At 45.7% G+C, this 19,439-nt stretch carries 14 protein-coding genes; all 14 read left to right on the plus strand.

Features of this window, described 5'->3' with window-relative positions; translation table 11 throughout:
• Positions 1-308 precede the first annotated feature (308 nt).
• The 14 genes from spoIIE (at position 309) to L6I86_RS32000 (ending at position 19,435) form a co-directional block, all read left to right on the plus strand.
• Complete coding sequence (spoIIE, locus tag L6I86_RS31935; protein WP_236292789.1) at positions 309-2,801, plus strand: stage II sporulation protein E; 2,493 nt, start codon at positions 309-311, stop codon at positions 2,799-2,801.
• Between the two features lie 173 nt (positions 2,802-2,974).
• Entirely contained in the window at positions 2,975-3,607 is a 633-nt protein-coding gene (locus L6I86_RS31940) for a class D sortase (RefSeq protein WP_236292791.1), read from the plus strand.
• Between the two features lie 156 nt (positions 3,608-3,763).
• On the plus strand, positions 3,764-7,066 hold the full coding sequence (locus L6I86_RS31945) for an LPXTG cell wall anchor domain-containing protein (protein ID WP_236292792.1): 3,303 nt from the start codon (positions 3,764-3,766) through the stop codon (positions 7,064-7,066).
• A 207-nt stretch (positions 7,067-7,273) separates the two neighbouring features.
• Complete coding sequence (locus L6I86_RS31950) at positions 7,274-7,996, plus strand: vWA domain-containing protein (protein WP_057313332.1); 723 nt, start codon at positions 7,274-7,276, stop codon at positions 7,994-7,996.
• Positions 7,980-8,885, plus strand: a complete 906-nt coding sequence (locus L6I86_RS31955) for a protein kinase domain-containing protein (protein ID WP_236292794.1) — start codon at positions 7,980-7,982, stop codon at positions 8,883-8,885. The genes L6I86_RS31950 and L6I86_RS31955 overlap by 17 nt, the downstream gene beginning before the upstream one ends.
• 32 nt (positions 8,886-8,917) lie before the next feature.
• Positions 8,918-10,345 carry a tRNA lysidine(34) synthetase TilS gene (gene tilS, locus L6I86_RS31960; protein ID WP_236292796.1) on the plus strand — a complete coding sequence of 476 codons (1,428 nt, stop codon included), beginning with the start codon at positions 8,918-8,920 and terminating at the stop codon, positions 10,343-10,345.
• A 61-nt stretch (positions 10,346-10,406) separates the two neighbouring features.
• The gene (hpt, locus tag L6I86_RS31965; RefSeq protein ID WP_056617930.1) at positions 10,407-10,946 is read left to right on the plus strand and encodes a hypoxanthine phosphoribosyltransferase; all 540 of its coding nucleotides are present in this window, start codon (positions 10,407-10,409) and stop codon (positions 10,944-10,946) included.
• A gap of 96 nt (positions 10,947-11,042) precedes the next feature.
• Entirely contained in the window at positions 11,043-13,004 is a 1,962-nt protein-coding gene (gene ftsH / locus L6I86_RS31970; protein ID WP_056617926.1) for an ATP-dependent zinc metalloprotease FtsH, read from the plus strand.
• 202 nt (positions 13,005-13,206) lie between these two features.
• Positions 13,207-14,145 (plus strand): quinolinate synthase NadA, encoded by a 939-nt coding sequence (gene nadA / locus L6I86_RS31975; RefSeq protein ID WP_056617922.1) that lies wholly within the window; start codon positions 13,207-13,209, stop codon positions 14,143-14,145.
• Between the two features lie 131 nt (positions 14,146-14,276).
• On the plus strand, positions 14,277-15,887 hold the full coding sequence (gene nadB / locus L6I86_RS31980; protein ID WP_236292798.1) for an L-aspartate oxidase: 1,611 nt from the start codon (positions 14,277-14,279) through the stop codon (positions 15,885-15,887).
• Position 15,888: 1 nt separating this feature from the next.
• Positions 15,889-16,758 carry a carboxylating nicotinate-nucleotide diphosphorylase gene (gene nadC / locus L6I86_RS31985; RefSeq protein WP_236292800.1) on the plus strand — a complete coding sequence of 290 codons (870 nt, stop codon included), beginning with the start codon at positions 15,889-15,891 and terminating at the stop codon, positions 16,756-16,758.
• Positions 16,755-17,519, plus strand: a complete 765-nt coding sequence (locus tag L6I86_RS31990; protein WP_056617913.1) for a type III pantothenate kinase — start codon at positions 16,755-16,757, stop codon at positions 17,517-17,519. Before nadC ends, L6I86_RS31990 begins: the two co-directional genes overlap by 4 nt.
• A 24-nt stretch (positions 17,520-17,543) precedes the next feature.
• On the plus strand, positions 17,544-18,419 hold the full coding sequence (gene hslO, locus L6I86_RS31995; protein ID WP_056617909.1) for an Hsp33 family molecular chaperone HslO: 876 nt from the start codon (positions 17,544-17,546) through the stop codon (positions 18,417-18,419).
• Between the two features lie 65 nt (positions 18,420-18,484).
• Positions 18,485-19,435, plus strand: coding sequence for a peptidylprolyl isomerase (locus L6I86_RS32000; protein WP_236292802.1), 951 nt, complete (start codon positions 18,485-18,487; stop codon positions 19,433-19,435).
• Positions 19,436-19,439: the final 4 nt, after the last annotated feature.

A 19,439-nucleotide genomic window follows, 5' to 3' on the forward strand; every position in this document is an offset into this window, starting at 1 on the left:
TCGCTCCAGCGAATGTGGTTTTTTCTTTGTCATGTGCGACAAGTCCGGCAAAAACAATGAAAATCAATCGACATGGAGTTACGGGTATCTCCCTCATATGCGGCGCGTAGTTTCGAGGTAATCAGACTTTTGGAAACGTTTTCAACTTAAGGAACCTAGAGCTGGCAAGGGCTGGGGCCTGTTGACAAGGCTATCAGGACATGTCGGAAATTTCTTTGAATCTATCAACTCATTCTGACAAACTTTCTGCTAGATTGTCTCTATACTAGAGTAACAAATAAGGGAAGAAATGGATGGTGTTCGAGAATATGCAAAGACGAAGCTTAGGCGCGGTGATGGGTAGCGGATGGTCGGGAATTTGGCAGAAAGCAAAAGTAGGTGTTCACAGTGCAGCTGTGGAGAATCGATGGGTACAAGCTTTTGTTGCTAAGAAGTGGTCGTTACTGCTCATCGTTATGGGCTTCTTGCTCGGTCGGGCGATGATTCTGGAACAGTTATCACCATTTGCTTTGGCGTTTGTCGCAGTCATCTATTTTACAAGAAAGGATATCTTGCATTGGGTGGGTATTGCTGCATTTGCTGGTAGCTTGCTTGCGGTGAATGGGAACACCGGTTATCTAGTGACAGAAATCGTTATCTTCCTACTGATCCAGAAGGCACTTGAGAAATATGAACGCTCAGACGTTTCGTTAGCGCCGATCCTCGTTTTTAGCTCAACGTTCCTCGTGCAGCTCTTTGCGGAGCTGGTTGTTTCAAACTTAACGTGGTACTCCTTGATGATGCTTACTGTGGAAGCGTTGCTGAGTTTGGTGCTGACGCTCATTTTCATTCAAGCGATCCCTGTATTCACGCTTACCCGCAAAAACTATCATCTGAAACATGAGGAAATTATTTGTTTAATTATTTTGCTGGCATCGGTCATGACAGGTACGGTTGGTTGGCTTGTGGGTCCTGTCACGGTAGAGCATGTGCTATCGCGTTACTTGATACTCCTGTTTGCGTTGGTAGGAGGAGCGCCGTTCGGAGCGTCCGTTGGTGTTGTCACAGGGCTTATCCTGAGTCTTGCGAATAGCAATGCGATCTATCAGATGAGTTTACTTGCATTCTCTGGTATGCTCGCAGGTCTCCTTAAAGAGGGGAATCGCTTAATGGTAGCCTTCGGGATGCTGATCGGCTCGGTTATTCTATCTTTCTATATGGGTTCTAGTGTGGATATGATCAATTCGGCCTGGGAATCTCTTGCGGCTGTTGCCTTGTTCCTTCTTACGCCGCGCAGCGTTATTCTCATGCTTGCTAAGTATGTGCCTGGTACCCAAGAGAATCTGAAATCGCAGCAGGATTATGCGAAGCGTGTGCGGGATGTGACGGCTGGTCGCGTTGAGCAATTCTCTGAGGTATTCCGCCAGTTGGCGCGCAGCTTTAAACAGCTAACGACTGAAGATGAGGTGAGTCGGAAGGAGGAAGATGTCGGACATTTCATGAATGCTGTCACCCAGAAGGCGTGTGAGTCTTGTTGGAAGAAGAGCCAGTGCTGGGATCAGAAATTCTATCAAACTTACACGTATATGACGGATATGATGAGCCAAATCGAGACGAAGGAGAGTATGACGAAGAAACAGATTCCACCTGAGTGGAAGAAGGTGTGCATCCGTACGGAACAAGTGCTAGATGTGATGAAGCAGCAATATAGTTTATATAAGAATGACAGGCATTGGAAAAAGCAGATCATCGATAGCCGGCATCTTGTTGCCGACCAATTGTCAGGTGTTTCGCAAGTTATGGAAGACTTAGCGAAGGAAATTAAAAGGGAAGGACAGGAGTTGTTCCTCCAAGAAGAGCAAATTCGTAATGCCCTAGAGGAGCTTGGCTTATCTATTCATACGATCGATGTGATTTCCTTAGACGAAGGCAACATCGAAATCGAAATCATCCATCAATATACGAAGGGATTTGATGAATGTCGTAAGATCATCGCGCCGCTTCTGAGCGAAATCATCGGCGAGAATGTCGCCGTGATGCGTGAGGAAATGCACACGCGCGGCGAGGGCTACAGCACGGTCGTATTCGGCTCCGCCAAGGAATACGAGGTGGAAACCGGAGTCGCCGGCGCTGCCAAGGGAGGCGATCTCTTCTCCGGCGACAGCTACTCCACGGTGGAGCTGGGCAATGGCAAGTATGCCGTTGCGCTGAGCGACGGCATGGGGAATGGCGAGCGAGCGCGCGCGGAGAGCGAAACGGCGCTTAGCATCCTGCAGCAGCTGCTGCAGTCAGGAATGGACGAGAAGTTAGCGATCAAGTCGCTGAACTCGGTGTTGATGCTGCGTTCATCGGATGAGATGTACGCCACGGTGGATATGGCATTGATTGATATGTACAGTGCCAATACGACATTCATGAAGATCGGCTCTACGCCAAGCTTTATTAAGCGCGGCACGGAGGTTATTCCGATCTCGGCCAACAATTTGCCGGTAGGCATCTTGAGTGAGATTGATGTCGATCTGGTCTCCATACCTCTGCAATCAGGAGATATCCTTGTGATGATGACTGATGGTATCTTTGATGCCCCGGGCCATGCTGTGAACAAGGAGATGTGGATGAAGCGGATGATTCAGGAAATTGATACGACGTTACCGCAGGATTTCGCGGATTGCTTATTGGAGCGTATTTTCCGCCATCATCACGGGGAAATTCAGGATGATATGACAGTCGTTGTAGCACGTATTGAGAAGCGGCAGCCGGAATGGGCGACGTTCCGTTGGCCGGGTATTACACGCATGGAGCGTCCGAAAACAGTTAGTTAAAGGTTCTAATAAGCCGTGCCGGCTCATTTGCCGGCGCGGTTTTTGAGTCAAGAAAGGCGGTTAATTGAATGATCAGGAGGATGTTTGCCATATTGCTCATACTTCTGGGAGTATGCCTGTTTCTGTATCCCACGATAAATGATCGATATGAAACTTATCAACAACATCAGATTTTGAAACAGTGGCAAGACAATATGCAAGCGATGGACCAGTTGCCCGGAGAGGAAAATGTGGAGGTACTTGCTGCAGGAGGTTCGAAGGCTACACCCGTTGGGAGTGATGTGACCCCCTCACCAGATGCAAGTGTATGGATCAACGAACCATTGGTGTCTGAATCCGCAAAGCCCACAAGCGTGAGCGACACGGTTGTGAAGGTTGTGGCGACAGCCAAGCCTCCCCCTGCGAAACCAAAGAACATGGAGGGGGTTCTGAGTATTGATAAAATTGATTTGAAGCTCCCCATTCTATCTGGTGCGACCATGGATAATATGAAAATCGCAGTTGCTAGTATTGCGAATACAGGAAAAGCTGGTGCAATAGGCAATTATGCGATTGCTGGGCATCGGAATTTGACGTATGGTAAAAATTTTAATCGCTTAGATGAAGTTGTTCCTGGTGATTTATTAGAAGTAGATACAGGGAGCAATAAATTCGTCTACCGTGTAGATGAAAAGTTATATGTTCTACCTACAGATGTGTGGGTCTTGCAGAGCAAAGATAGTAATCGGGAAATTACATTAATTACGTGTGATCCCATGGTAGACCCGACGCATCGCTTAATTGTGAAAGGGAAATTAGTTGAATAGTTAGAAGTTCACGTATAGAAAGGATGGATATTACATATTTTCAAAACATGTGTACTACCCGCTTGTCAAAAATGATACAATTTGTATCAAAAGGAAAATAAATGTTCTTTCTTTTCAATGAAAAGGTACATATCTGAAATGGAGGTCTAAACAAAGATGGTGAAGAAACAAACAAAGGCTTTGCTAATTGCTCTTCTTATGTTTATGCAATGTCTTTATGGGATTACCTTATCTAGCCAGGTGAATGCAACTGAAATATCGGGCAACATCCTCGATAGTGTCACATTAGCGGTATACGATAGTAATGGGCAAGTGGTAACGGGGAATGTGTATAACCAGAATGCTCAAGCTAAGCTGGACTACACTTGGTCTTTGCCGAATGGTCATGGCTACCATAACGGGGATACGTTTACTTTTACGCTGCCGCAAGAGTTTGAGTTATTCAATAATGTAAGCGGTGCTCTCGTCATAGACAACAGTTCTACTGTTGGAAATTTCCATGCCGATAAAGATAGTCATCATGTGGTGATTACGTTTAACGAATTTATTGAGAGTCATGATAATTTGAAGGGAACGTTGAGCTTCCTTACGCAATTTAATAAGAGCCAAATAACAGGGACTACGGAACAAACAATTGTGATTCCTGTTCGAAGCGGCGACCAGATATTTACCATAAAGTTCAGGCCTAACGTGGATTCAACGATTAGTAAATCAGGTGTCCCTCAAGGTTACAATGCCAAATCGATAAATTGGACGGTGGATGTGAACAAATCACTGGATACGGTTCAGGATGCTGTAATGACAGATCCGAACGTGGAGGGATTATCCACGCCAACAGGAGTCAAAGTTTATGCTTTGAATGTGCAACTGGACGGCACTGTCACACAGGGGGCAGAACTGGATAGTGGTCAGTATACAGTGAGCACAACTGGAGGCGTGTTGACGGTTCATTTCACAAACAACCCGATGACGTCGGCTTACCGGATTCACTATGTAACCAATATTACTGACCTCAGCAAGTCGTCATTCACGAATACTGCCAAGTTTGGTGGAAGTCATACGTCATCAGTTGAAGCAACGTCAACAGTTGCAGTGCAACGAGGAAGTATACTCAAGAAAGAAATTACGGATTATCAAGCGATTCAGCAGAAAATAGATTGGAGCGTTCTTTACAACGGTGGAGAGGTATCGATTAGTGAAGAAAACGCTTATATCATAGACACTGTGAGTGTGCCGCATCGACTTATGGAGGGATCTCTTCATGTGTATCCGGTGACTTTTGATGCAGGGGGCAATGAGACTCGCGGCGCTGTTCTGTCAGCCGACCAGTATACTATTACACCGATGGGTGAGAGCGGCAACATCTTTAAGTTGAAATTTAAAATGGCTATTACTGGCGCGTATCGAATTGATTATCAAACCCAAGCTACCCGCCCAATCGTCGCTGATGTTGTCATCACGAATGAGGTGACAATATGGACGGAGGAGCATAGCAGTGCATCACAGAATACTAAACAAGTAGGTCTAATTAAAAACGTAGGAGCGGCCAACTATATCGAAAAGAAGGTAGGTTGGAAAATTGAATTAAACGGCAGCAGCCAGATTATGAATCATGTTGTCGTGAAGGATACGTTCCCTCATAAGGGTATGTACTTTATAGAGGATTCTTTAGTCATAACGCAGGGTAATGAGACATTGCATAGTCCCGCCGATTTCACCTTGGATAACAGTGTGAGTAAATATGATGGCTTTACAATAAACTTTACAGCGCCTCTAACGCAGCCAGTTATCATCACTTATCAAACGAATTTTGATTTGACTTGGATTGTCCCGAAAGATAGTACAGCCATTTTCCATAATACGGCTCAGATGGACTGGAGTTCGACGGATGAAGTGACCTATTCGCAAACCGTTGGGGCCGCTTTCTATGCGCGAGATGAATATATTAACAGTGGTTATAAATATGGTAATTATAATGTGGTGAATAAACAGCTAACTTGGACAGTAGGTGTTAACTACAGTGAGAAGGAGATTGCTTCACCGAGAATCGAGGATGTCTTACAAGAGAATCAGAAGTTCGTTGATGGCTCGCTTGTTGTGTACAACATGGACGTTTCTGTAGATGGCGACCCATCGCCAGGCACAGTCGTAGACGCTTCCCGCTATGGGGTAAGCCTTGATGCTCAGAACAAGCTTGTTGTTACGTTCCACGAACCCCTTTCAACAGCCTATATAATCGTGTTTAAAACAAGTTTAGAGGGAGAGTTGATTCCTAGTACGGTTGCTAATACGGCTAAGGTATATGATGGGCAATCCCCGGTGTCTAGAAATCTTAGTGCCAGCGTAAATATCCCTCATGGTGGGGAATATGTGAGTAAGAATGGCTCACAAAGCGGTGATAAGATCGATTGGAAAATAACCGTTAATCAGGGACAATCGAAGCTGTGGGATGCGGAAATTTTCGATAGACCATCTAGAAATCAAGTCCTGCTATCGAATTCTTTTCTTTTATACAGTATGAAGGTAGCTGCCAATGGTGATTTGACCAAGGATGTCGAATTAGTAAAGGATGTCGGCTATACAGTTGATATTCAGACGGATACAGAAGGGAATCAGACGTTCCGCTTAAAATTCAAGAGTCCCATTTCGACAGCCTTTGTGTTGGAATATCAATCTGTCATTGCGGCCCGCGACCAAGAGTCTGTCACCAATGTGGTTAATTTCAGCGCGAGCAATCTGACAACGATCCCGATAGAAACAGTTAAAAATATCGTGGTTGGCGTATCCACAGGCTCAGGCACAGGGAATGGTGTCCGCGGGTCTTTAGAAGTCAAAAAGGTTGATGCAACGAATAGAGAATTACCGCTTAGCGGCGCTAAATATGAGCTAAGTCGGAAGTCTGGTGAAACGACCAATGTCATACAAACGCAAACGACGAACGAAGCAGGGATTGCTATTTTCCAAGGCTTGCTTGCAGGTGACTATGTGATTAAGGAAGTGACAGCTCCTAGTGGGTATATCCTAGATGGGAGTGATCAACCGTTCACACTACAAGCGGCGGAGAATAAAAGGGTGACGTATACGAATAGTAAAACGCCGCCGCCGACTACTACACCGACACCACCACCAACATCGACACCGACACCACCGCCATCATCGACACCGACACCACCGCCGTCGTCGACACCACCGCCATCGTCGACACCGACACCATCACCATCACCGACACCAAGTATAACACCAAGTCCTTCTATTACGCCGTCACCTAAGCCTTCACCACCGGCTGCGACGGTGCCGTCACCTAAACCTTCCGATCCTGGTGTTGTGAATCCTCCGACTATGGTGCCTGCAACATTGCCGGTCACGGGTGAGTCTAGCCATCTCTATGTCAAGCTTGCGGGCCTAACCTTCGTGTTGTTTGGTATTATACTAGGAAGGAAAGTTCGGAGGAGACGCTAACTTAATCGCGATTGACTATCACTACAATAAGCAGGGGGATGCCCCCTGCTTATTTGGTGCTTATCATAGGCTGTATAGGATAAAATCGAGTAAATACCTTTCGCAATCCCTACCTGCAAGATGATTAGACACTCTCATAAATGGAAAAACTAGGATAAGAAACTACTAGAGAGCGAATCTTATCGGCCAGGGAGGCAGAAGTTCATGATGAAGCAAATTTTATTGATTACAGATGGTTGTTCCAATGTTGGCGTAAGTCCCGTGATAGCGGCGGCACAAGCGCAGGCAGAGGGTGTTGCAGTAAATGTCATTGGTGTGATTGATCATGGGGAGTTAGGCGTATTGGGCTCAGAAGAGATTCGAGAGATTGCAGCAGCAGGCGGTGGCATGAGTCGGATTGTTAATTCCGAACAGCTGTCGCATACGGTGCAAATGATGACACGCAAAACTGTGAATGCGACCATCCAGCATGCTGTGGGCAAAGAGTTGCAAAGTATATTAGGGATTTCACAACTGGAGCAATTGCCACCAGAGAAGCGAGCTGAGGTTGTACAAGTTATTGATAATATGAGTGAAACCACGTCGCTACGTGTTGCCCTTTTAATAGATGCAAGTGCTAGTATGAAGCCGAAGCTTGCCGCGGTACGTGAAGCGATTCATGACCTTTTGCTTAGTTTAAGAGCCAGAAGTGGCGTGAGCGAGCTTGCTGTTTTCCATTTTCCATCTACCAAATCGAGTGATCAGGAACTAGAAATGGATCATGGTTGGACGAATCAGCTTGCAAATGTCGACAAGATGTTCTATAAAATAAACATGAAGGGTACGACACCAACCGGTCCAGCGCTGCTGCAAACGTTGCAGTTCGTGACAGAAAAGCCTTTCTCACCAAAGACGACTGAGGAAGGGATGCTGAGTGACTACGTGGTATGATGAGGCCTTTCGCCCAGGGGCTGTAATTAAGGGGAAGTGGAATGGCCATGTGTATGTGGTCGAACGCTTACTAGGTGCAGGCTCCAATGGCATTGTTGCTCTTGTCCGAAGGGGAAACGCTAGATTTGCGCTTAAAGCAGGATATGAAACGGTTGACCATCAGTCAGAGATCAATTCCCTACTTGCTATTTCGATGAAAGAGAATTCTTTTAAGAACTTTTTGATTGATTCAGATGATATGATGATTCAAGGAAAAGGGATTTCCTTCTATGTCATGCGATATATTGAGGGTGTGACTCTTTCCGAATTTATACATAAGCGCAGTCAAGATTGGATCTATGTGATAGGCACGAATCTATTGCGAAAGCTCACTGAAATCCACAGGAGTGGGTATGTATTTGGAGACTTGAAGGTCGAGAATATGATTGTATCTAACTATGGCGATGTGGACCTTATTGATTTCGGGGGCGTATCACCCAAGGGACGAGCGATAAAACAATTAACAGAAGTTTACGATCGCGGTTTTTGGAATATGGGGGAACGGGTTGCGGAGGAAAGCTACGATCTATTTTCATTTGCTATTTTACTATTAAAAACACTAGATCACCGCAAACGCTTCGCTGGCTTTATCAAAACACTCCCTCAAAACCGTGAGTTAGATCAATTAACGTCAATCATGCGGGAAAATCCAGTTGCTGCTCAGTTGGCACCTTTTCTGAATAAAGCTCTGCGCGGCGAGTTTAATACGTCGGAAGAAGCAATTGTGGAATGGAAAAAGCTGATTGCAGGTAAGAAGGTCGCTCAGTCGACGCTGAAAATGCCATGGCTTAAAATATGCTTTGCTGCATCTATTTTTATTTGTGGAGCAACGATTTATATGTATTGGTAGGCAGGGTAAGAAAAGGCCGAAAGGAATGCGAGATGGAAACGGATCTTGTTGCCAGAGTGGAACGACGAATTGAGGAAGAAATGCTTGCAGATGCAGGGGATGTGATTGTCGTCGCGGTTTCAGGGGGACCTGATTCGGTGGCGCTGTTGCATGTCCTTTTTCGTCTTGCAGATGCCCATCAGTGGTCGATCGTTGTTGCCCATGTGAATCATCAATTTAGGGGCAAGGAATCGGATGCGGAAGCAGACTTCGTTGCGGAGCTTGCGGCAGGGCTAGCACTTCCTTGTGAAATTGGAGTTATTGATGTTCCTGCTTATATAGAGGAAGCTTCTTTAAATGGCCAAGCGGCAGCGCGGGAGAAAAGATATGAATTTCTCCATCAAGTCGCTGACCAGTATGGTGCACAACGGATCGCTTTGGCCCATCATGCCGATGACCAAGCGGAAACGATGTTGATGCGAATCTTGCGTGGGACAGGCCCATCGGGGTTAGTTGGCATGCCAGAACGAAGGCGCGAAAAAAAAGTGGAACTGATTCGTCCTTTTTTACGTATATACAAATCAGATATTGTGAATTATTGCGCTCAGCATGAAATTGCCTATTGTAAGGACAGCAGCAATGAGCTGCGGAAGTATTTCCGCAATCGGATTCGGTTAGATCTTATGCCGATGCTGAAACAGTATAATGAACAACTTCCAGAGTCACTCAATCGATTGACGGATGTGATGCAAGCTGAGAATGATTATTTGGATGCAGAAACGGATAAGATTTTTCGCCGAATCGTGTCATTGCAGTCGAACGTCTGCCGCTTAAATCGGAGTGATTTCACCGAGCTTCACGTTGCTTTACAAAGGCGTTTGATTAAATTAATATTAAACTGTCTTTGTTTGGAAAGGGAACGGCTGGTATTTACACGAATTGAGCGCGTGCGTGAGTTAATGATTAAAGATCAGATGTCGAATCAATTCCTTCAGGTGGATGAACAGATTTATATTGTGAGAGAATATGGATCTATTCAATTTCAGACCTATGCACCAGATCCTAAGCCTTATGCTTATGAGATCCTGTTAGCATCAAGTGAGCTGGACCTCCCGGACATGAACGCCAAATTGATCTACTCATGGCTGCCTCTAAGCTCGTATGAGCAAGCTGCTTCATCACTAGACCATAATGGCGACGTTTTTTTGGATGCAGACCAGGTAGAATTGCCACTTTGTTTGAGAAGCCGAAGATCGGGAGACCGATTGGAACCACTTGGTTTAAACGGGTCCAAAAAGGTAAAGGATATGTTCATTGATGCCAAAATGCCACCAACTCGGCGTGAGGTTATCCCACTACTGGTCGACGCATCCGGACGGATTCTCTGGATTGCTGGATTTCGTAGGTCCAAACACGCTTTGGTCGGACCAGACACAGAACGTGTGCTTCATATGAAGCTAGTGCTGCAGGAACATACGTAAATTTCGTTCTTCTAGAATGTAAATTTATAAGGATTCATAATATAATCTAGGGGGTTCATCCTTGTACAGCGACATTCAAGAAGTACTTTACAGTGAAGAACAAATTCAAGGCAAGATCAAAGAATTAGGGGAATTGCTTTCCACTGATTACGAAGGTAAGAATCCATTGGTTATTTGTGTGCTGAAGGGCGCTTTTATTTTCATGGCGGATCTTGTAAAGCAAATTAGAGTACCTTTGGAAATTGATTTTATGGCGGTATCCAGCTACGGTCAATCCACGAAATCCTCTGGAGTTGTTAAGATTATCAAAGATCTTGATGTACCCGTGGAAGGACGTCATATCCTGATCGTGGAAGATATTATCGATAGTGGCTTAACGCTAAGTTATCTGATAGATGTGCTAGAACGTCGCAATGCTAAGACAATCTCGGTTGTTGCGCTGTTTAATAAACCGGCACGCAGAACGGTAGAGCTTGAACCTGATTATGCGGGTTATGTGCTACCAGATGAGTTCGTTGTCGGATATGGTCTGGATTATGCAGAGAAGTATCGTAACCTTCCATTTATCGGCATATTGAAACCAGAGATCTATTCGAGCTAGTGTCACGTCCGCAGGCGCACTAAGGCAGTAATGTTGTAGCGCTTTACCGGGGTGTGGTAAAATAATAATTGTGTGCCGTTTGAGAGGAGGCTCGTTATGAATCGAATTATCCGGAATACCGGCTTTTATTTGCTTATATTTTTGGTTACCGTGGGGATCGTTCATTTCATCAGTACCCAGAATGAACAGAAGGAGTTAATCACTTACGATAAATTCCGACAAGCAGTTGTAAACAAAAATGTAGAGTCCGTAGTGTTAAAGTTTGATGGGTATACCTATTCGATTAAGGGTAAGTATATTAACCCGCCTAATGGCGCGGATAAGAAGAGCTTTGAAACACATGCTCCTTATGAGCCGTTAGTTGTACAAATGATTGAAGCGAACGGCGTACCTTCGGAAGAGTACGGGCCGATGGAACGCGATAGCGTTTGGATTAGCTTTCTTACGTCCATTATTCCATTCGTCATTATCTTCATTTTGTTCTTCTTCTTATTGAATCAAGCGCAAGGCGGCGGCGGTAAAGTGATGAACTTCGGCAAGAGCCGTGCGCGCCTATATAACGAGGAGAAGAAACGTGTCACATTTGAAGATGTGGCAGGTGCGGATGAAGAGAAGCAAGAATTAATCGAGGTTGTTGAGTTCCTTAAGGATCCTCGTAAATTCGCAGCAGTTGGCGCTAGAATTCCTAAGGGTGTTCTATTGAATGGTCCTCCAGGAACAGGTAAAACGCTACTTGCTCGTGCCGTTGCCGGTGAAGCAGGCGTTCCTTTCTTCAGTATCTCTGGTTCTGACTTTGTTGAGATGTTCGTCGGTGTCGGCGCATCCCGTGTTCGTGACTTGTTCGAGAATGCGAAGAAGAATTCACCTTGTATTATCTTTATCGATGAAATCGATGCGGTTGGTCGCCAACGTGGCGCTGGTTTGGGCGGCGGACATGATGAGCGTGAGCAAACACTCAACCAATTGCTTGTTGAAATGGACGGATTTGGCGCGAACGAAGGTATTATCATCGTAGCAGCAACGAACCGCCCTGATATTCTAGACCCTGCCTTATTGCGTCCAGGCCGTTTCGACCGTCAAATCACGGTGGATCGCCCGGATATCAAAGGCCGTGAAGCGGTATTGAAAGTTCATGCGCGTAATAAACCGCTTGCTAAAGATGTGAAGCTAGATTCACTTTCACGTTATACAACTGGTTTTACGGGTGCTGATCTTGAGAACTTATTGAATGAAGCAGCTTTGATTGCAGCTCGTCGTAATCGTAAAGATATTTCGATGGCGGAAGTTGAAGAAGCATTTGACCGTATTATCGTAGGTACACAGAAGAAAAGTCGTATTATCTCCGAAACTGAGAAACGTATCGTAGCGTACCACGAAGCGGGTCATGCGATTATCGGTTATCATGCGGAGAATGCGGACATGGTTCACAAGGTTACGATCGTACCTCGTGGACGCGCTGGCGGATATGTGATGATGCTGCCTAAAGAAGGCGAAGATCGCATGATGCAAACGAAGAACGAGCTTCTGGATAAAGTAACTGGACTCCTGGGTGGTCGTGTTTCCGAAGAATTATTCATCGGAGAAATTGGCACTGGGGCATACAGTGACTTCCAGAAAGCAACGGGAATCGTTCGTCGCATGATTATGGAATACGGGATGAGCGATAAGCTTGGACCGATGCAGTTCGGCAGCTCCCAAGGTCAAGTGTTCTTGGGCCGCGATATCGGTCATGAGCAGAATTATAGTGATGCGATTGCTTATGAGATTGATCAGGAAATGCAAAGCTTTATTCGTACGTGCTACGAACGTGCACGCACGATTCTTACAGAGCATGCGGATCAGATCCACCTTGTTGCCAAAACATTGCTAGAGAAAGAAACGTTGGATAAAGACGAAATCATCGAACTCTTGGAAAAAGGCAAGCTTAACGCTAGCACCGATGAGGAAGATGTTAAGGTTACTATTCAAGGTCAAAGCCAAGCTAGCGAAAGCAATAAGCTGGAGTTTGACAAAGACAAAGAAGTTAAAGAGATTAAGCCGGATCAAACAGAAGAGTAAGTTGCAATGCGAACTCGGAAATCCGTTGTACACGTCCAGTGTGCGCGGAATTCCGAGTTTTTTCAATGTATTTGCGCATTGACAGGCGATGTGAGAATGTGTAAATTAGTTGTAAATCTCTAATTTTATTGCTTTTAGATCATACTACTTTTAGATAGACGATTGAGACGATTCTTACGTCCCAGATAGGGGAGGAAGCACCATGGAAGCCTTAGCATTAGAGCGCAAAGCGGAACAAAACCGCGAGCTCAAAGAACGACTGTTGCAATTGAAGAAAGAACGGAATGCCATTATTCTTGCTCATTATTATCAGCGTGACGAAGTTCAAGAGGTAGCGGATTTTCGAGGAGATTCCTTTTTGCTTGCTCAGAAGGCGGCACAAACCGATGCGGATGTCATCGTATTCTGTGGTGTTCATTTCATGGGGGAAAGCGCGAAGATTCTTGCACCCAATAAAACCGTAATTATTCCAGACGAACGGGCTGGTTGCCCGATGGCAGATATGGTGAATGTTGAAGGTCTACGTGCCCTTAAACGCCAGCATCCGAATGCCAAAGTCGTTGCTTATATTAATACTTCGGCTGATGTGAAGTCCGAAACCGATATTTGTTGTACTTCTGCGAATGCGATCAATGTCATCAATTCCGTCGATTCAGATGAGATTATCTGGGTACCGGATAAAAATTTGGGTGACTATGTATCAAAATTCACAAGCAAAAAAGTGATCATTTGGGAAGGCTACTGCAATACGCATGATATGCTGACTGTTAAAGATGTAGAAGAAATGAGAGCGCAATATCCGAATGCGCAATTCGTTGTTCATCCTGAATGTCGCCCAGAAGTAGTGAAGCTCGGGGACTTCGTAGGCAGCACGACGGCGATTATTAAATACTGCAAAGAGTCCGACTGCCAAGAGTTTATTGTAGGGACAGAAGATGGAACCGGTTATCAGTTGCGTCTAGATAGCCCTAATAAGAAATTTCATTTTGCAACGAAATACTTAGTTTGCCCTAATATGAAAGTGAACAATTTGAAGAAAATCGTGAAGTGTCTTGAGACGATGCAACCAGAGATTTATGTACCAGAAGACGTAGCTGATAAAGCAAGATTGTCCTTGGAGCGCATGTTACAAGTTAAGTAGCATGCGCTACTCTCTTGTTTTGAATAGGTGCCCTCGTAAAGCAAGGCTAGATCGATCCATAAGTGAAGCGAATTGTGGACGAACTGACGTTGCTTTTCGAGGTATTAATGGTGGAGAACAGGTGAAACGTCATGATTCCTAGATATCTCGTAGATGTTGATTTAGATTCTATTCCTCATATACATACGGATGTAATTGTTATTGGTGCAGGTATAGCGGGGTTATTCGCGGCGCTTCGTGCCAGCGAGACTAAAAAAGTGCTCATGATTACGAAGAAATCTCTCCTGGATAGCAACACACGCTATGCGCAAGGCGGGATTGCTGCCGTAATCTCAGATGAAGATTCACCGGAATATCATCGTCAGGATACTGTGATCGCTGGCGCTGGACTCTGTTCAACAGAAGCTGTTGATGTACTTGTTCATGAAGGGCCAGAAGGCGTTCAAGATTTGATTCGAATGGGAACCCAGTTCGATCTAGAGAACGGGGAATTTGCTTTGACGAAGGAAGGAGCACATAGTCAGCGTCGAATTTTGCACTCCAATGGCGATGCGACTGGTGCGGAAATCGTCAGAGCTCTTTCGGAGCGTACGAAGCAAGATCCGAATATTGAAATCTGGGACGACCACTTTGTGATCGACCTGATTACCCAAGACGGCGAATGCTACGGCGCGCTCGTTCAGAAACCAAACGGACAGCGAGTGTTTGTGCGTGGCAACGCCACAATCCTTTGCTCTGGTGGCGCGGGACAGCTGTTCCGTTACACAACGAATCCGGACATCGCTACAGGTGATGGGATTGCGATAGCCCACCGCGCTGGCGCACAAATTCAGGATGTGGAATTCATTCAATTCCACCCAACAGCGCTATGCTACCCAGGCGCACCGCGGTTTCTGATCTCCGAAGCGGTGCGAGGAGAAGGTGCCTATTTGCGCAACATCAAAGGAGAGCGCTTCATGGAGCGCTATCATCCACAATTAGAGCTAGCGCCAAGGGATGTTGTCGCACGTGCCATTGTTGACGAGATGGAGAACTGTAAGTCAACCTTTGTCTACATTGACATTACGCATGAATCCGAAGAATTGATTAAACATCGCTTCCCAACGATATATGAATATTGCTTGAATTATGGACTCGATATGAGCACGGATTGGATTCCAGTTGCCCCAGCAGCGCATTATATGATGGGCGGCGTAAAAACGGATCTATACGGAGAAACCAAAGTTCGTCGCCTATTTGCATGTGGTGAAGTTTCATCTACAGGCGTACACGGTGCAAACCGTTTAGCGAGCAACTCGTTATCGGAAGCCATTGTATTCGGACGTCGAATTATTGAACGTATCCAAGAGCTACCTGCCCTACAAGGGGATATTCAGATCCGTTCGGCTTCCGAAGCCCCTCGGACGGAGATCCCGAATCAAGCCGTTGTAGAGAAAAAATTGAAGCTTCAGAAAGTCATGCTCCGTTACGCAGGTCTTAAGCGCTCTGCCAAAGGCTTGCAGAAGGGTTATGAGGAATTGGCGAGACAATTGTCGATATTTGATTCGTTGATGACCAAACGTGAAGAGTATGAGTTTGCTAATTTACTTAACGTAGCCCTTTTAACAACGACAGCAGCATTAACCCGTGAGGAAAGTCGCGGCGGTCACTACCGAGAAGATTTCCCGGATCGGGATGACTTGGTATGGAGGAAGCATATAGTTTTCCAGCGCGGGGAAGATAGGATTGAGGAGTGGATCTAGAATGTTAGAAATAAATATGGAAATCGTTCGGAAGCAAATTCGCCTTTGGCTTGAAGAAGATATCGGCACTGGCGATGTCACGACTCTGACAACAATCCCTTTGGAACAAGTATCCAAAGGGATTATCCACGTCAAAGAAGATGGAATCGTCTGTGGGCTTCGCATCGCACAGGAGGTTTTTGCTGTGATCGATGCTTCTCTTCGTTTTGAAACAAAAGTGGTCGAAGGATCGTCTGTTAATAAAGGGACCATACTAGCTGAAGTGGAAGGCAATACACGAAGTATCCTATTGGGCGAGCGATTAAGTCTGAATTTGATGCAACGATTGTCGGGGATCGCCACGAAGACGCATGAATTTGTGGTTGCTTTAGAAGGCTTGCCTACCAGACTGGTTGACACACGCAAAACAACGCCTGGACACAGATTGCTTGAGAAATATGCAGTGCGCGTTGGTGGTGGTTACAATCATCGTTTCGGTCTCTATGATGCGGTTATGATCAAAGATAATCATATCAAAGGCTCTGGTGGCATTACCCAAGCGGTTCAAGCAGCTCGTCAGAACATTCCCCACACGATGAAGATCGAGGTGGAAGTTGAGAATTTCGAGCAGCTTCATGAAGCGCTCCAAGCCCATGCGGATATCATCATGTTGGACAATATGGCTCCAGCTCAAATGAAAGAAGCAGTTTCGATAATTAAAAGCAAAGCGCCGCATATTGTAGTAGAAGGGTCAGGTTCGGTCACCCCGCAAACGATTAAAGCAATGGCAGAAACGGGTGTAGACGTGATTTCTGTTGGACGACTGACGTACTCGGTGGCAGCGCTCGATATTTCATTAGATCTGAATGAGCGGAAGGAGACGGCACTATGATTCTCGTTATCGATGTCGGGAATACCAACATAGTGCTTGGCCTCTACCAAGAACGTACGCTCTTGCATCATTGGCGGGTAAGCACGAATCGGTCGGCTACCGTAGATGAGTATGGCATGCAGCTGCACAGTTTGTTCCAACACTCGGGTATTTCCTTTGCGCAAGTAGAGGGTGTCATTATTTCATCTGTCGTGCCCCCGTTGATGAATGCGATGGAAAACCTCTGCTTACACTACTTGAAAAGGGCGCCGTTTATCGTAGGACCAGGGATCAAAACAGGATTGAATGTCCGTGTAGACAATCCGAAGGAAGTTGGCGCGGATCGGATCGTGAATGCGGTAGCGGCGTTGGAGCTATATGGAGCTCCGTGTATTATCGTCGATTTCGGCACAGCTACAACTTACGATTATATTGATTCCTCAGGGCAACTAGTGGGATGCGCCATTGCGCCAGGCATTGGGATCTCCACCGAGGCTTTGTATCAGAAAGCCGCGAAGCTGCCCCGCATTGAGCTGGTTAAGCCGAAAAGTGTAGTCGGTCGAAATACCGTTGCGGCTATGCAAGCGGGAATTATTTATGGGTATGTTGGCCAAGTGGACGGGATCGTCGGACGGGTCATTCAAGAGTTTAATGTAAATCCTACAGTTATCGCGACGGGTGGATTGGCTGAGCTTATTTCCAGTGAGTCACGGACGATTCAAGTCGTCAACCCTTTGCTTACCTTACAAGGTTTACAAATGATTTATGAGAAGAATGTTTAGGTTGTTTAAAGGAAGGACATGGACATGACTGATTATTTAATTCGAGGAACAGCGCTAGATGGGCGCGTACGCGCGTTCGCTGTTCAGACGACGCACCTAACGGAAGAGCTTAGTCAAAGGCATCAAACGACACCAACAGCGACAGCTGCCTTAGGAAGAACAGCCGCGGCAGCGCTTCTTATAGCTGCAATGCTCAAGGGAGAGGAACATCTCATTGTGCAAGTCAAAGGAGATGGCCCGATCGGGCAAATTGTGGTTGATGCCAATGCGAAGGGTGAAGTGCGTGGATACGTAGATAATCCTTTGGTAGATCCGCCTCTCAAAGAGAACGGTAAGTTAGATGTTGCTGCTGCCGTAGGCACAGACGGTTTTTTATACATAACAAAAGATCTTGGCATGAAAGAGCCTTATAAAGGAAGTGTTCCTTTAATTTCAGGTGAATTGGCAGAAGATTTTACCTATTATTTTGCAAAATCGGAACAAACACCTTCGGCTGTCGCGCTTGGCGTTTTGGTGAATACGGACCATACGATCCTTGCTTCGGGGGGATTTGTGATTCAGTTGCTTCCAGGTTTAACAAATAGTGAAATTGATGAGATTGAAGCGATGTTAGGCCAAATCCCGACGTTCACGCACATGTTAGGCGGAGGATTGAATTTAGAAGAAATTTTACAAACCGTACTCCCCTCCTTCCGTAAGCTTGACGAGATGGACGTCATGTTCCGCTGCAAATGCAGTAGGGAGAAAGTGGAGTCTACCTTGATTTCACTAGGCAAAAAAGAACTTCAAGAAATGCTGGAAGAAGAGGGAGTTGCCGAAGTTGTTTGCCATTTCTGTAATGAAGCTTACCGGTATGAAGGAGAAGATTTACAACGGATGATTGATCTGCAAGCGTGGTAATCTGCTTGATTTAGCTCATGAATACAGGTGCAAGCAGCAATATGGAAGTAAAAGAGGGAAATAGGATGCGCAATGTAAAGCGATTGTGGGGAGTCATCATCGCGATGGCGATATGCATTCTCGTGCTCGCATCCTTGCTGATCAGTCATGCCATCAACCAATCAGAACCAAGACAATCACCGGAGCCAGAACAGCAGGGTGAGAAAAAGCATACACGAGTTATCGCCAAAATTGGAAATCGTGAAATTACTATGGATGAGCTCGAATCAGCGCTCGCACGCCATTATGGCCCAGAGCAGCTAAGTCAAATGCTGGATCGTGAAGTAATTCGCCTAGAGGGAAATGAGTCGGGGATTAAGGTAGAGAGTGCGGAAATCAATCGTGAGCTGAAAAGGATGCAGCAAGGGTACGAAAGTGAACAGCAGTTTTATGACTCCATGCAAAGTCAATTGGGGATGTCTGAGGAGGAGATCCAAGAGGATGTATCGAATAAGTTGTTACTTGAGAAGCTAGCAACGGCATCTATTCACATCTCTGATACTCAGGTTGATACATACATAAAGTCCCATGCAGATGAGTTTGAACAAGAGACAGAATACAACATTCAGCAAATCATTGTATCCACGAAGGAACAAGCAACGAAAGTCATTGCGGAACTAGCCAAAGGGGAGAGTTTTGGGATTCTTGCCAGAGATCGATCCATTGATGATGCCACCAATAACACTGGTGGTGATTTGGGTTGGATTGAAGGGGATGATCCTTTTGTGGAGGCTCCGATCTTAGAGGCAGCGAAATTGCTGAAGGTCGGCGAAGTTAGCAAGCCCATCCCTGTTTTACAAGGATTTGCCGTCGTATTACTCAAGAGTAGACGGGACAAAAAGAATCCGGATCTGGTGTTCATTCGGGAGAATGTACGTAGGGAGCTTGCGTTGCAACAAGCACCTCCATTGAAAGATTTTGTCGCTCAACTAAGGGGTAAATGGAAGGTTAGTGTGTTGGATCCAACACTCCGATAAGGGA

This window comes from Paenibacillus allorhizoplanae (genome assembly GCF_927798215.1).
Lineage (GTDB): Bacteria > Bacillota > Bacilli > Paenibacillales > NBRC-103111 > Paenibacillus_E > Paenibacillus_E allorhizoplanae.